We start from the raw sequence: 13,726 nt of genomic DNA on the forward strand, positions 1-13,726 counted from the left end.
AGTTAAAAAGTATTTTACCAATTAATTCTTGGCTTGAGTCCTTGCAATCACCAATTCCTAAAACCTTAACTATTTTTTATTCCACTCGGCACATGTCCTGTAGGCACATATTGAGATGCAGACTCACAGTGTTGTTGCTGGTCATCAAAAAATATATCTGCTGCAAACTGTCTTAAAAAAACGCCTTTTTCAAGGCCACCTAAAAAGAATGATTCGTCAATTCGAATACCCCACTTTCTCATAGTATGAATAACTCTTCTGTGTGATGGAGCTGATCTTGCGGTAACGAGGGCCGTTCTTATTGGGTTGTCTTCCTCTGGAAATGTAGATTGAATTTTTTGTAAAGACACTAAAAATGACTTAAATGGTCCCGCTTTTAGCTCAATTTTTTCAGATAAAATCTCGTTTTCATGAAATGCCTCTAGTCCTTTTTCCTGAAAAATTCTCTCAGATTCATCTGAAAAGATGACTGCATCACCATCAAAAGCAATCCTTAGCTGAGATGGGTGGCTATTATTGGACTTTGATTCAACGATAGAGGCTGCAGCATATCCTGATTGGAGTGCTTTCTGGACATCGTTGTAGTTGCTAGATAGAAACAAGTCAGCTTCAAAAGCCCCTACAAAAGGGTGAGTACTCTCTCCTCTCGTGAACGCAGCCCTAGAAATATTTAGATCATAATGCTCAATTGAGTTAAATATTCTTAGGCCTGTATCTGCGCTATTTCTGGATAGAAGGATGACATCAATTGGCGTTTTTTTACTGTTGAGTTTTAATAATTTTTTAACGAGGGTAAAGCCAACCCCCGGCTCTAAAATGACATGCTCGTTTTCTTGCTGATGCTTAGCATAAGCCTCAATTCCCTTTTCTTTAAATATCTTGTGAGATTGGTCCAGGTTGAATAATGCCCTTGATGAGATTGCAATAACTAACTTGGTATTTTCAGATTTTAATTTTTTGTTATCCACTTTGCTCCGTTGTACTTATCTAAGCAGTAATCAAGCCATCTTAGCATGAATAGGTTAAGCTCAAGTTGAAAGGACAAATCACTACAATCATCGAGTAAGGGGTGATTAGAATTAATTCTTGTTTCTTTACATATTGATTCAACCTCTAAGAGTTTTGCATCAAAATAAATTTTAAAACGAATATCTGGACGATTGATCACTTTATCCATAGATTTAATCTTGTGAGTCAGTGTATATGTTCCAGTGTACGGAGACTTTTCATGGCAGATTAGGAAAAGATCATTTGATTGGCTTTTAATTCCAATTGTGTCTCCAGTAATAGACGCAAGGAGTGGAATGAGTCTTGAGATTTTAATAAAGTTAAGTTCAAAAATCTCCGATAGATTTTTATAAGTTACCTTTTGTTTCTTATATATGAGCTTGGTTTGGATCTGATCATTCATCATTAACTTAATACTTTGATTATTGATTGGCGATGTTCATAATAAATCTGATTGCAAATTTTCTGTAACTCTAAAAATCACCCTGATCAAAATTTGTCATATTGTTAACATATGAAGCGTCCATTTGCTCATCGTTCACGCCCTGGAATCTATCTTCAAAGGCTAAATCTTCAAATCTTGAATATTGACCCACAAAGGCCAGCTTAATATTTCCAGTTGCTCCATTTCTGTGTTTTGCTATTCTTAAGTCTGCTTTTCCTACTTCTTCAGGATTGGTGTATGCATCATCATGATAAACTTCATCCCTATAGATAAATCCAATAATATCAGCATCCTGTTCAATAGATCCTGACTCTCTAAGGTCAGCCATCTGAGGAATTCTGCCTTTACCAGTTTTAGCTCTAGATTCAACGCCTCGATTAAGCTGAGATAGTGCTATCACTGGAACATTAATTTCCTTTGCAAGAGCCTTGAGTGAGCGAGAGATTTCTGAAATTTCTTGAACGCGGTTCTCGGATTTACCGTGCACTGTCATAAGCTGTAAATAATCCACCATGATTAGACCCAGATCTGGATACCTTCTTTTAAGTCTTCTACATTTTGCCCTGATTTCGGTAGGCGTTATTGAAGGCGTTTCATCGATTAGAATTGTATTTTCTTCAAAGGCTCTGACTGCATGATTGAAGCTGTTCCAATCAATCTCAGACATATCTCCATCACGCAATTTACTTGAGTCAATTCTTCCAAATGATGAAATCATTCGGATGACTAATTGCTCAGTTGGCATCTCCAAACTGAATACTGCTACTGGCGTAGAGTTATGAATTGCTACATGCTCAACAATATTCATTGAAAGAGCGGTTTTACCCATGCTGGGCCTTCCAGCGATAATAATGAGATCGCCATTTTGGAGGCCTGAAGTTAATTTGTCAAATTCTGAAAACCCAGTTTCGGCTCCTTTGTAACCTTTTAATTCTTGCATTTCATGAACGCGGTTCACTACATCCTTGATAATATCTTTTACATTCGTAATTTCTTGCTTATTACGACTGACTTGTTCAGCTATTTCAAAGATTTTTCTTTCTGATAAATCCAGAAGATCGTTGACTTCAATGTCTTTTGGACTGAAGGCAGTATCAGCCATTTCTTTTCCAATCTTTATGAGCTGCCTGTAGATTGAGAGTTCACGAACATGTTTAGCATAAGCTTCAATATTAGAGACGCTAGGTGTATTTTCAGCTATCTGAGCTAAGTAAGCGAATCCTCCTATTGAATCCTCGTCATGCGTTTTAATGACCTGTTCTTTGACTGTTAGAATATCCGCTGGCTTGTCGTGTTCAAGTAGTATGACAATAGCATCGTAGATGATGCGGTGTGAGGTTTGATAAAAGTCGTCAGAGCTAAGAATGTTAACAACATTATCCCAAGATTCATTATGAAGAAGAAGGCCGCCAAGTACAGACTGCTCGGAGTCTATAGAGTTAGGCGGTATTTTAGGGTTGTCAATATCCATTGTCACATTTTAGAAAAATAAAAAGCCCTCAGAGAGGGCTTTTTATTTTAACTCACTTAAGTGAATTGGATTAACTTATTCTGTTTCAGTTGCAGCAATTACAATAATTTTTACCGGCACCACAACCTCAGCATAAAGAGATACGGTGACTTCATATTCACCAGTATTTCTGATTGCCTCTGGCATGTTGATGTCACGCTTTTCAACCTCAAAACCTTGCTCCAGAAGATTGGCAGCTATTTCTGAAGTGCTTACAGAGCCGTAGAGCTTTCCTTCTTCACCTGCATTCGCAGAAATTGTACAAACAACATCTTTCATCGCTAATTCTTTTGATTCAGCATCCGATAAAGCGGCGACTTCTTTTGCCTCAAGTTCTGCACGGATTGTTTCAAAAACTGCCATGTTAGCTTTATTAGCAGGCTTGGCTTTACCTTGCGGAATTAGGTAGTTGCGAGCATAGCCAGACTTAACATTTGCTATGTCACCAAGGTTACCTAGTTTTTCATTTTTTTCTAATAAAATTACTTGCATAAGGCCTCCTATTTTTTGTGTTTATCGGTGTAAGGGATTAGTGCCAAGAATCTAGCTCTTTTAATTGCAGTTGTCAATTGTCTTTGAAACTTTGCAGAAGTACCAGTTATTCTTGATGGCGTAATTTTTCCACTTTCATCAATATTCTTAAGAAGTATTTCAACATCTTTGTAGTCAATTTCCTTAAAACCTGCTTTTGTAAAACGACAAAAGCGGTTTATAGGGATTTGAAATTTACGTCTTTTGTTAACTTGTTTTTTAGCCATTACAGTCTCCTATTTCTTTTCTGAGTCTTGACCTTTGGCTTTATCTTTGCCTTGATCTTTGACTTTATCTGAATCTTTGCCTGCTTCTGCAACCATAATTGATGGTTCAGTGATTGCCTCTGACTTAGAAATAATTAAATTTCTTAGGATAGCATCGTTGAAGCGAAAGTTGTAGTTTAATTTATCAAGTGTATCTTTGTCACACTCGATATTCATCATTAAGTAATGTGCTTTATAAATTTTGTTGATTGGATAGGCTAGGTGTTTTCGGCCCCAGTCTTCGTCCCTATGGACTATACCTTTGCCTGAAGTGATTAGCTCTTTGTACTTCTCAATCATTGTTGTAACCTGAGAACTTTGGTCAGGGTGAACAATGAGAGTTATTTCATAATGTCTCATTAACATCTCCTTATGGATTAAAAAAAGCTTGCCAACAAGGGCTGGTCAAGCAAGGAAGAGGGTATTTTATACTAGTTACTCTATACTTATCAATTATTTGCGCTTCTTCTCGTATTATGATTAACATTAATATAAACTTGGATTTATGAGATCCAAACTAGAAGTCTGTATCGATAGCATTTCTGGTCTAGAAGCCTGCATCAATGGTAAGGCAGACCGAATTGAGCTCTGCAGCTCATTAGAGCTTGGAGGATTGACTCCATCTGATGAATTAATGGAGCTTGCTTCAGAAATCAATATACCTTGTAGGGTAATGATTCGCCCTAAAAAAGGCAATTTCGAATACTCATCAAAGGATCTTCAACAAATGTTTAGAGATATCGATAAAGCTCGATCATACAACTTGGATGGGGTTGTATTTGGTGCAACGCTTTTGAATGGCGAGCTCGATCAAGAATTTTTAGATGAATTAATTAGGCATAGTGATGGTTTAAAAAAAACTTTGCATCGAGCAGTAGATACTATCCCAAAGACTATTGAAGCAGTTGAGATTGCAATCAATTTAGGTTTTGATACGATTTTGTCATCTGGTGGCTATGCGACTGTTATGGAGGGATTGGCAGTTTTGAAGGAAATGCAACAAAGAGCATCGGGCAGGATTGAAATTATGCCAGGCTCAGGTATAAACCCCCAAAACATAAGTGAAATTCTCTCTGATTGTCACTTTGCTTGGCTTCATTCTTCTTGCTCAATTCAAAGACAAAATAGCAAAATTACAGATAGTCAAACTATTAAAGAAATTAAAACTGCAATCAATGTATAAATTTTGGATCAAGATTGTAAGTTTAATATTTATATTTATCTTCTCAGCTTATTTATTCTATCTAAACAGTATAGTAAAGTTTCAATTTTCAACTGAGATAAAAGTCTCAAACACTATCACTCAAATCAATTACTCCTTTAATGATTACCCTCCAGAGCTTATTAATATGCTTCTTTTAGTGGAAGACCAATCATATTTCCATCATCATGGTGTTGACTTTAAAGAGATTGGGAGAGTTATTTACGGATATTTATTTGATGATAAGGCGCTTAGAGGAGCCAGTACAATTACTCAGCAATTAGTAAAGAATTCGCTTCTAACTCGGGAAAAAACTTTTTCCAGAAAGTTTGAAGAGGCTTTGATGGCATTACTTTTAGAGTTGTCTTACGATAAAGAATTTATTCTTGAGAGGTATATGAATACGGTATATTTAGCTCAAAAAGGAGATATGGCCTTCCATGGCTTTGCCAGTGGAAGTTATTTCTACTTTGATAAAGATGTTAAGGATTTGAGTTTAGAAGATATGGCAACACTTGTTGCCTTGCTTAAAGGGCCTTCTTACTATAATCCTATTAACTTTCCTGATAGGCTGGATAGGCGAGTTAAGATGATTTTGAAGATGCACGAAAACTACAAAAAAATATTTTGATGAATTTACTTGCGATAGATACCTGTACTGAAATTGCATCGGTCACTCTAATGACCAAAGAGTCAAGAGTTAGTCGCGTTTTGTCAGGGATTCAAAAAAGCTCTGGCCATATTCTTAAGCTTTGTGATGAAGTCTTTCAGGAAACAGGAGCTCTAATAAAGGATGTTGATTCAATAATCTTTACTAAAGGGCCTGGCGCATTTACAGGTGTAAGAATGTGTGTTGGCGTTGTTCAGGGGCTTTCAATGTCCTGTAATATTCCAACGATTGGATTTTCGACACTTGAGTTGCTTGGATTTAGGGCTTCACAGATTCTTAGTTCTGAAAAAATAGCTGTAGCACTTGATGCTAGAATGGGAGAGGTCTATTGGGCTATTTACAATCAAGGAAAAATCAGTAAATTGCGCATATGTAATCCTAATGATGTAGATATTCTCGATACTAATTATATTGGAGTTGGGACAGGATGGGATGCCTATAGTGATATGCTCAGTTCTGCTTCTGGTGTAATTGAAACTGATCTCACAATTTTTCCAGAATCCTCTAGTTTAATAGATTTAGCACTTGAGTCATTTAGTAGGGGAGAGAGTAGCGACTTTGAGCTACCCCAGCCGATATATTTACGAAACAATGTGGCTCAAAAATCATTAAAATAAATCTCTTTTTTATCACTGCATTTATTTATGTGGAAATGGATTCAAAGGCAGGCCTCACCGAAAGTTTTTTATGGAACCTGTTCTAGGCTTACACCATGGTTTTTTTGGCCTTTTGCTAGCCTTTTGGTGATTGGTTTATTTTGGTCTCTTGTTATATCACCGCCTGATTATCAGCAAGGTGATGGTTATAGAATAATATTCATTCATGTTCCAAGTGCTATCTTGTCAATGATGGTTTATGCAATCATGGCAATTGCTGGGGGTATTGGACTCATTTGGCAAATTAAAATGGCTGAAGTGGTGGCAAAGGTTTCGGCGCCAATTGGCGCAGCTTTTACAATCATTGCATTGGCATCTGGAGCAATTTGGGGTAAGCCGATGTGGGGAGCATGGTGGGTCTGGGATGCTAGATTAACTTCTGAGCTCATATTATTGTTTTTATATCTAGCATACATGTCTCTAAATAGCGCATTTGATAACCCAAAGACTGCTGCAAAAGCTAGCTCTATACTTGCTATAGTTGGCCTAATTAATTTACCAATTATTCATTACTCAGTGAAATGGTGGAACACCCTTCACCAAGGTTATTCGGTTGGTACCGGTGGTTTAAAAGATCCAGACATGCAAATTGCACTTGCAATAATGTTTGTAGCGTCAATTTTTCTTTATGCGCTTCTTGTTGCAATTAAAGCAAGAACAGAGGTTCTAGTTCGTGAGCAAAATTCTCGCTGGGTCAAAGATGAAGTTGAGGGAGTAGTATCATGACTATGGTTGAGTATTTTTCCTTTCTGCCTTATGGGAAGTATGCATTTTATGTTTGGCTCGCATATGGTGTTTCCTCCTTGACAATAATTACTCTTTTTATTAGTGCAAAGAGAAACCACACTAAGACTATTTTGTCTCTCAAAAATAAATTCTCAATCAATGACTAAAAGACAAAACCGAATGATATTGGTTGGGCTTTTAGTATCTGGTGTTTTCCTGGCAGGATATTTGGGGATTAAGGCGTTTAGTGAAAACTTATTATACTTTTATACTCCCTCTGATATTGTCGATGGAAAGGCTCCAGCAAATAAGAGTTTTAGACTGGGAGGCCTTGTTGAGACTGATAGTTTTAGTAGGGAAGGAATGATAGCTACTTTTTCAGTCACAGATAATAACCAAACAATTAAAGTTGCATATGAGGGTATTTTGCCTGACCTTTTTAGAGAGGGCCAGGGAGTCGTGGCAAGTGGTTCAATTAAGAAAGAGTGCAAAAAAGCTTGGGCAGGCAAGCTATGTGCTTATAAATTTACCGCTAAAGAAGTTTTAGCAAAGCATGATGAAAATTATATGCCTCCAGAGGTAGCTGCTGCTTTAGAGATTATAAGTTCTCAGCAATGAAAAAAATAATTCCTCTAATTATATTTTTAATAATAGGAATTTTTTTATTCTTAAGTCTTAATTCAAATCCTAATAAGCTTCCATCACCTCTGGTAGGAAAGATTGTCCCAGAGATCGATGGAAAAGATTTTTTTACTAATGAAAATGTCAAATTAAATGATTTGATGGATAATCAAATGTTACTTGTCAATGTCTGGGCGTCATGGTGTGTTACCTGTAGGAAGGAGCATCAAGTTATTATGAATATAGCAAATAATGAGAGTCTGAAGTTAATTGGCATTAACTACAAAGATCAAAAAAATGATGGTCAGAGGTATCTAGACATAATGGGAAATCCATTTGATGAGATTATTTTTGACCCAGATGGAAGAATTGGAATGGAGCTTGGTGTTTATGCAACCCCAGAAACCTTTTTAATCAATAAAGAGGGATTAATTCTTTATAAGCATATCGGAGAAATAACACCTGAAGTTTGGAGTGAAAATTTCTTAGTTCATTTAAAAACATTATAAATTTTCTGATTGAGTTTTATCCCAATTATTTTGGTTATTTATTGCTGAAAGCGCCTTGACATAAGGGTTTATAAATGGATAATCAATTTAAACCTAAGAATTATTTTAGTGGGTTTTTACATAAATTCTTTTTAAAATTAAGGAGTTAACAAATGAACAAATCAGATTTAGTTTCAGCAATTGCTGATAACTCAGGTCTATCGAAAGCTGATGCAGCTCGCGCTTTAGATGCAACAACTAGTGCAATCTCTGGCGCATTGGCAAGTGGCGACTCAGTAGCCATTACTGGTTTCGGTAGTTTTTTAGTAAGAGCACGCGCAGCACGTTCTGGTCGTAACCCACAAACTGGCGCTGCAATTCAAATTTCAGCATCAAATGCACCTGCATTTAAAGCAGGAAAATTATTAAAGGAATCTGTTAACTAATCAGATTTTTTCGAAGTATAATATGCCCGTTTCCTGATTCGATTCGGGCATTTTTTTGGGCGCTTAGCTCAGTTGGGAGAGCATCGCCCTTACAAGGCGAGGGTCACAAGTTCAAGTCTTGTAGCGCCCACCAAGAATATGGAGCGGTAGTTCAGTTGGTTAGAACGCCTGCCTGTCACGCAGGAGGTCGCGGGTTCGACCCCCGTCCGCTCCGCCATTTTTAAATTTAATTCATTAGATTTATTCTTAAGTATATAATAAATTTTAATAAAGAAATTTCCTCGAAAATCCCCTATGAAAACCTTTTTACATGTGGGTTGTGGCCTTGATCACAAATCTGAACTTATTGGCTTCAATAATAGTGACTGGAAAGAGATAAGATTTGATATTGATGAATTGGTTAATCCAGATATCGTTGGAACATTATTAGATATGAGTCAAGTACAAACAGCAAGTGTTGATGCAGTTTATTCATCTCACAATATTGAGCACGTATATCCTCATGAGGTCCCGATTGTATTAAAAGAGTTTTACAGAGTATTGAAAGATGATGGCATAGTTGTTCTTCATTGTCCTGATTTGCAAAGTGTTTGCGAAGCTGTTGCTGATAATAAGCTTCTGGAGACTCTTTATGAAACAGAAGACGGACATAAGATATCTGCAATAGATATTTTGTATGGTTGGCGGGTAGCCATTGCAAATGGCAATGAGTATATGGCTCATAAAGGAGGTTTTACGTATTCAGTTTTAAACGATTCCTTCCTTCAAGCAGGATTTAAAATGAACTATGGTGGAAGAGTTCCTGGTATGAATTTGTTTATTGTTTCTTCTAAACAATTACTGTCAGAGGAAGAAATAGTAAAAATTGGCAAGCCTTTCTTTCCTAAATCTTAGCTTAAATATTGAATATCTAGTAATAAATAGTTTTACAGATTATTGACTAAAGGTTCTATCCATAGCCATTTCTTCAATGATTGTAAATGATATATTATTGAAGTACAATAGTTTTTTTTGATTAATACAATCTCATGAAAGACTCTCCAATTAGTACAACTGTCGATTTTGAAAAAGATGGCGTTCAACATGGTTTTCTAAAGCTTCCTCATTCTCATGATAATTCTGCCTGGGGCTCAATAGTAATTCCAATAACAGTTGTAAAAAATGGTGATGGACCAACAATTCTTTTTACAGGTGCAAATCATGGCGATGAATATGAAGGGCCAGTAGCTTTATTTGATTTGGCAAATAATATAAATTCTGAAGACGTTCAAGGAAGAGTTATTATTATTCCAGGAATGAATTATCCAGCTTTTCAGGCTGCAAAAAGAACATCTCCAATTGATGGTGGAAATATGAATCGCGTTTTCCCTGGAAACCCTGAAGGAACTTTTACTGAAAAGATAGCTGATTACTTTTACCGAACACTCCTACCCCTCGCCGATTTTGTAGTTGACTTTCATTCTGGTGGAAAGACATTAGATTTTTTACCTTTTTGTTGTGCTCATGTTCTTGATGATAAAGAACAACAATCGCGTTGTATTGAGGCAATGAATGCTTTTAATGCGCCTCATTCAGTGATGCTTCTAGAGATAGATGCTGTCAATATGTATGATACTGCTGCTGAAAATATGGGGAAAGTTTTTATTAGTACAGAACTTGGTGGTGGTGGGTCAACTTCGGCTTATACGGTTGAAATTGCAAAAAAAGGAATTCGTAATTTGTTAAGACATACTGGCATTTGTGAAGGAGATCTAGAGATTTCTGAAACGCTTAATTTAGATATGCCCGATCAAAGGTGCTATATTTTTAGTGAGACATCTGGACTTGTAGAACATTGTGTTGATTTGGGCGATTCAGTTAAAGAAGGGCAACTTGTTGCAAAAGTTCACAACATAGAAAGAACAGGAGTTGCCCCTATTGAATATTTCGCCGGAGTTGACGGTATTTACACTGGAAGACATTATCCAGGTTTAGTCGTCAATGGAGACTTTCTTGGCGTTGTTGCGGTTCCAAGGTAGCTTTATAGTATGTTATTAACTTTATTTTGGAAAAAAAAATGAATGCTTTATTTGCATCAGACAATGTGACGAGTGCATGCCCTGAGGTCATGGATGCTGTCATTGAGGCTAATTCAGGTATTTCAGAATCATATGGTGACGATGAATGGTCATCTAGACTCAAAGAAAAATTATCTGAGGTCTTTGAAACTAATATTGAGGTTTTTTTAACAGTTTCAGGGACTGCTTCAAATGCATTAGCATTATCAGCATTAGCACCTGTTTATGGAAAAATCTACTGTCATGAGCTCTCTCATATTAATACTGATGAGTGCGGAGCACCTGAGCTTTTTACGGGAGGTGCTAAGCTGAATCCAATGAGAAGTAGTAATGGAAGAATTAATGCTAAAGAGCTTGACGAGATTGTTAGAGGGTCTGGTAATGTTCATGTGACACAACCTTCAGTTGTCAGTATTACTCAATCTTGTGAAACAGGGACAGTTTATCAATTAGATGAAATTCAAGAAATATCAAAAATAGCCCATAAGTATAAGATGAGTGTCCATATGGATGGCGCGCGGTTCGCAAATGGCCTGGTATCTCTTGGCGTAAGCCCGGCAGAGATGACATGGAAGTCTGGAGTTGATGTCCTAACTTTGGGTGGCACTAAAAATGGCTGCCTGGCTGCAGAAGCAATCATATTTTTTAAACCTGAGATGGTTGGTAATTTTCCATTTCTTCATAAAAGATCTGGCCAGCTCCTATCAAAAATGCGTTTCATTTCATCTCAGCTTAATGCCTATGTCTCCAATGATGTATGGATTCGAAATGCGAGTCATGCAAATGAAATGGCAAAGATATTAAGTAAGGGCTTAAATGACTTTTCAAATATAAATTTAGCGTATCCAACTGAATCTAATGAAGTTTTTGTTCACCTTCCTAGGGATGTCGTTGATTATTTATATAATGCTGGTTATGACATCAATGAAGAGGAGCTTGATGGAAAAGCAGTTCGATTTGTGACCGCATGGAATACTGATCGAAATGATATTAACAATCTTTTAGACAAATTATCACAAAAATATGACTAAGTTTTTAAGGTGTAAAAACTTTTATAGATGAAGTGCATAGCCTTGTATAATGCTTCACAAAGCAAAAGGTAAGATCTGCATTGATATAAGGTCTCTATAGCTAAAAAATAAAATAAATCGGAGTTATTTTTGACTCTTGATAGGTCCCTCAAATTGAATTTGAGTTAATTGTAATTGGTTGATACCAAAAAGTATCAACACCATGGATATAAATATTATTATGTTAAGTGCAATAAGAAATAAATCAAAAGGTTGGGTTGCTTATCTCATAGTTGGTTTAATAACAGTTCCATTTGCTCTGTTTGGAATTCAAGATTATGTTAGTCGTTCTGGTAATAGCTCCATTGCAACAGTTGATGGAGAAGACATTGATATTAATATTTATTACCAAGAATTAAACACACAGCAACGTAACTTGCAGCAACAGTTAGGTGCTGCTTACACCCAAGAGATTGATGATGCTATAAAGCAAACCCTTATAGATTCAATGATTAATGAAAAGCTGATTGAAAATTATGCTAACTCGCTAGATATTGTTACTCTAGATGATGAGGTTAAATCAGTCATTGAATTAAATCAAGCATTCTCAGTAGATGGTGAATTTTCGCAAGATCGATATACTCAGCTATTAAGGCTTAACAGTTATTCACCTGCTGGATATGAATTAGCTCAATCAAAATCATTAACGCGTGAACAAATTAAGAGAAATCTTAGTGGTTCAGCTTTCATGTCATCGATCCAAATTAATCAACTTAATGATCTCGCATCTCAGCAAAGGGAGATTTCCTATATTGCTCTCAATACAGATAATTATATGGATCAAGTTTCTATCTCTAAGGATCAAATTTCAGATTATTTTAATGAAAATAGATCAAGCTTTATTGAAGGTATAAAGGTTAAAGTGGATTTTGTAGAGCTTACATTAGACAGCATGGATGAGCCAGAAAGTCCAACTAATGATGATCTTCAAAATCTTTATGATGATAATGCTGATCTCTATACTAACCCTGAAAGAAGAAGAGCACAGCACATATTAGTTGAGAGTGAAAAGTTAGCTAATGACCTTTTAGAACAGATCAAACAGGGCGCTGACTTTGCAGAACTCGCTAAAGTGAAGTCTGAAGACAGCTCTTCAAGTGAAGAGGGCGGAGATCTTGGATTTTTTGAAAAAGAGTTAATGGGCGCTGAATTTGATGAGGCTGCATTTGCAATGAATATTGGCGATGTTAGTGATGTGGTTGCTACTGATTATGGTTATTTTCATATCATTAAGCTTACGGATATAGAAGCTGAAACAATGCAAGCCTTTACCGAAGTTGAGGAGCAATTAGCAGCACTTTATATTAAAAATGCGAAAGAAAAGATGTTATTTAGCTCTTTAGAGGAGTTCATTAATTTATCCTATGAAGAGTCTTTAGATATGGTCGCAGATCAGTTTGGGCTTGAGCTTCAAAGTAGTGACTATTTTGGTAATGGTACTAGTCAGTATGATGCAAAATTTGTTGCCTCTGCATTTAGTCCTTCAGTTATCGATGATGGTGAGAACTCTGAGGTTATGGAGATCGATTCAGAAAAATTTGTTGTTTTGGCTTTATCTGATTTGCAGTCAGAACGTGAGAGAGATTTAACTGAGGTCGAAGATCAAATTGAGTCGGCTCTTAAGACAACTACTGCAAAAGAAGTGATTGAAGACATTGCTGAAAGTATCGCTTCTTCACTCTCAAGTGGTGATGAGCAATCAGCCAATAATTTAATCTTAGAGAATAACCTAGAGTGGGTTTCTGAAGGATGGATTTCAAGGGCTAGTGAGTTGCCTTATGATGTTGCATCAATCTCATTTTCTTTATCAAAACCTGAAGAAGGGAGAAACACCTATAGCGCTCAAAGTGCAAACCAATTAACGTCTTTAGTGATTGATTTGAGCGGAGTAAGAGTGCCTGAGAAGGCTGCAAATACTGGAATCTCAGCGCTTTATCTGAGCCAGGAGAACAATGAAATGTTTGTTAATCTTATAAGGCAGTTAAGAGAAGGAGCAGAAATTAGAGTGTTCTCTGATTTACTATAGATTTA

At 36.5% G+C, this 13,726-nt stretch carries 18 protein-coding genes and 2 tRNA genes; 14 read left to right on the forward strand and 6 right to left on the reverse strand.

All coding sequences use genetic code 11. The annotated features are described in order from the left end of the window. Positions 1 to 65: 65 nt before the first annotated feature. The 6 genes from AC5YGB_RS02970 to rpsF form a co-directional block, all read right to left on the reverse strand. Positions 66 to 968 (reverse strand): 5'-nucleotidase, encoded by a 903-nt coding sequence (locus AC5YGB_RS02970; RefSeq protein ID WP_020025906.1) that lies wholly within the window; start codon positions 966 to 968, stop codon positions 66 to 68. Then, complete coding sequence (locus tag AC5YGB_RS02975) at positions 950 to 1,414, reverse strand: DUF1249 domain-containing protein (RefSeq protein ID WP_496137767.1); 465 nt, start codon at positions 1,412 to 1,414, stop codon at positions 950 to 952. The genes AC5YGB_RS02970 and AC5YGB_RS02975 overlap by 19 nt, the downstream gene beginning before the upstream one ends. Positions 1,415 to 1,481: 67 nt before the next feature. Beyond that, positions 1,482 to 2,924 carry a replicative DNA helicase gene (gene dnaB, locus AC5YGB_RS02980; RefSeq protein WP_020026928.1) on the reverse strand — a complete coding sequence of 481 codons (1,443 nt, stop codon included), beginning with the start codon at positions 2,922 to 2,924 and terminating at the stop codon, positions 1,482 to 1,484. 75 nt (positions 2,925 to 2,999) lie between these two features. Continuing rightward, positions 3,000 to 3,455, reverse strand: a complete 456-nt coding sequence (gene rplI / locus AC5YGB_RS02985) for a 50S ribosomal protein L9 (protein WP_496137768.1) — start codon at positions 3,453 to 3,455, stop codon at positions 3,000 to 3,002. 8 nt (positions 3,456 to 3,463) lie between these two features. After that, the gene (gene rpsR, locus AC5YGB_RS02990; RefSeq protein WP_020025037.1) at positions 3,464 to 3,721 is read right to left on the reverse strand and encodes a 30S ribosomal protein S18; all 258 of its coding nucleotides are present in this window, start codon (positions 3,719 to 3,721) and stop codon (positions 3,464 to 3,466) included. Positions 3,722 to 3,730: 9 nt separating this feature from the next. Beyond that, positions 3,731 to 4,120 carry a 30S ribosomal protein S6 gene (rpsF, locus tag AC5YGB_RS02995; protein WP_020025038.1) on the reverse strand — a complete coding sequence of 130 codons (390 nt, stop codon included), beginning with the start codon at positions 4,118 to 4,120 and terminating at the stop codon, positions 3,731 to 3,733. Positions 4,121 to 4,265: 145 nt separating this feature from the next. Between rpsF and AC5YGB_RS03000 the strand changes: the two genes are divergently transcribed. The 14 genes from AC5YGB_RS03000 to AC5YGB_RS03065 all read left to right on the forward strand — a co-directional run bounded on the left by AC5YGB_RS03000 (position 4,266) and on the right by AC5YGB_RS03065 (position 13,721). Further along, positions 4,266 to 4,943, forward strand: a complete 678-nt coding sequence (locus tag AC5YGB_RS03000; RefSeq protein WP_496137769.1) for a copper homeostasis protein CutC — start codon at positions 4,266 to 4,268, stop codon at positions 4,941 to 4,943. After that, positions 4,936 to 5,592 carry a transglycosylase domain-containing protein gene (locus tag AC5YGB_RS03005; protein ID WP_496137770.1) on the forward strand — a complete coding sequence of 219 codons (657 nt, stop codon included), beginning with the start codon at positions 4,936 to 4,938 and terminating at the stop codon, positions 5,590 to 5,592. The genes AC5YGB_RS03000 and AC5YGB_RS03005 overlap by 8 nt, the downstream gene beginning before the upstream one ends. Continuing rightward, positions 5,592 to 6,248, forward strand: a complete 657-nt coding sequence (tsaB, locus tag AC5YGB_RS03010) for a tRNA (adenosine(37)-N6)-threonylcarbamoyltransferase complex dimerization subunit type 1 TsaB (protein WP_496137771.1) — start codon at positions 5,592 to 5,594, stop codon at positions 6,246 to 6,248. The genes AC5YGB_RS03005 and tsaB overlap by 1 nt, the downstream gene beginning before the upstream one ends. Positions 6,249 to 6,263: 15 nt before the next feature. Then, positions 6,264 to 7,013 (forward strand): heme ABC transporter permease, encoded by a 750-nt coding sequence (locus tag AC5YGB_RS03015; RefSeq protein ID WP_271773025.1) that lies wholly within the window; start codon positions 6,264 to 6,266, stop codon positions 7,011 to 7,013. A 2-nt stretch (positions 7,014 to 7,015) separates the two neighbouring features. Then, positions 7,016 to 7,180 carry a heme exporter protein CcmD gene (gene ccmD / locus AC5YGB_RS03020; protein ID WP_251988200.1) on the forward strand — a complete coding sequence of 55 codons (165 nt, stop codon included), beginning with the start codon at positions 7,016 to 7,018 and terminating at the stop codon, positions 7,178 to 7,180. Further along, on the forward strand, positions 7,173 to 7,631 hold the full coding sequence (gene ccmE, locus AC5YGB_RS03025) for a cytochrome c maturation protein CcmE (protein WP_496137772.1): 459 nt from the start codon (positions 7,173 to 7,175) through the stop codon (positions 7,629 to 7,631). Before ccmD ends, ccmE begins: the two co-directional genes overlap by 8 nt. Beyond that, positions 7,628 to 8,143 (forward strand): DsbE family thiol:disulfide interchange protein, encoded by a 516-nt coding sequence (locus tag AC5YGB_RS03030; RefSeq protein WP_496137773.1) that lies wholly within the window; start codon positions 7,628 to 7,630, stop codon positions 8,141 to 8,143. Before ccmE ends, AC5YGB_RS03030 begins: the two co-directional genes overlap by 4 nt. A gap of 152 nt (positions 8,144 to 8,295) precedes the next feature. Further along, positions 8,296 to 8,568: an HU family DNA-binding protein gene (locus AC5YGB_RS03035; RefSeq protein WP_496137774.1), complete on the forward strand. Its 273-nt coding sequence runs from the start codon at positions 8,296 to 8,298 to the stop codon at positions 8,566 to 8,568. A gap of 57 nt (positions 8,569 to 8,625) precedes the next feature. Further along, positions 8,626 to 8,701, forward strand: a tRNA-Val gene (locus AC5YGB_RS03040). 7 nt (positions 8,702 to 8,708) lie between these two features. Further along, positions 8,709 to 8,785 (forward strand) — tRNA-Asp (locus AC5YGB_RS03045). Positions 8,786 to 8,862: 77 nt separating this feature from the next. Then, entirely contained in the window at positions 8,863 to 9,462 is a 600-nt protein-coding gene (locus AC5YGB_RS03050; RefSeq protein WP_496137775.1) for a methyltransferase domain-containing protein, read from the forward strand. A gap of 134 nt (positions 9,463 to 9,596) precedes the next feature. Then, on the forward strand, positions 9,597 to 10,586 hold the full coding sequence (gene doeB / locus AC5YGB_RS03055) for a N(2)-acetyl-L-2,4-diaminobutanoate deacetylase DoeB (RefSeq protein ID WP_496137776.1): 990 nt from the start codon (positions 9,597 to 9,599) through the stop codon (positions 10,584 to 10,586). 38 nt (positions 10,587 to 10,624) lie between these two features. Further along, complete coding sequence (locus tag AC5YGB_RS03060; RefSeq protein WP_496137777.1) at positions 10,625 to 11,656, forward strand: beta-eliminating lyase-related protein; 1,032 nt, start codon at positions 10,625 to 10,627, stop codon at positions 11,654 to 11,656. A gap of 220 nt (positions 11,657 to 11,876) precedes the next feature. Continuing rightward, complete coding sequence (locus AC5YGB_RS03065) at positions 11,877 to 13,721, forward strand: SurA N-terminal domain-containing protein (protein ID WP_496137778.1); 1,845 nt, start codon at positions 11,877 to 11,879, stop codon at positions 13,719 to 13,721. Positions 13,722 to 13,726: the final 5 nt, after the last annotated feature.

Source organism: Candidatus Pseudothioglobus sp. uisw_142 (assembly GCF_059512465.1).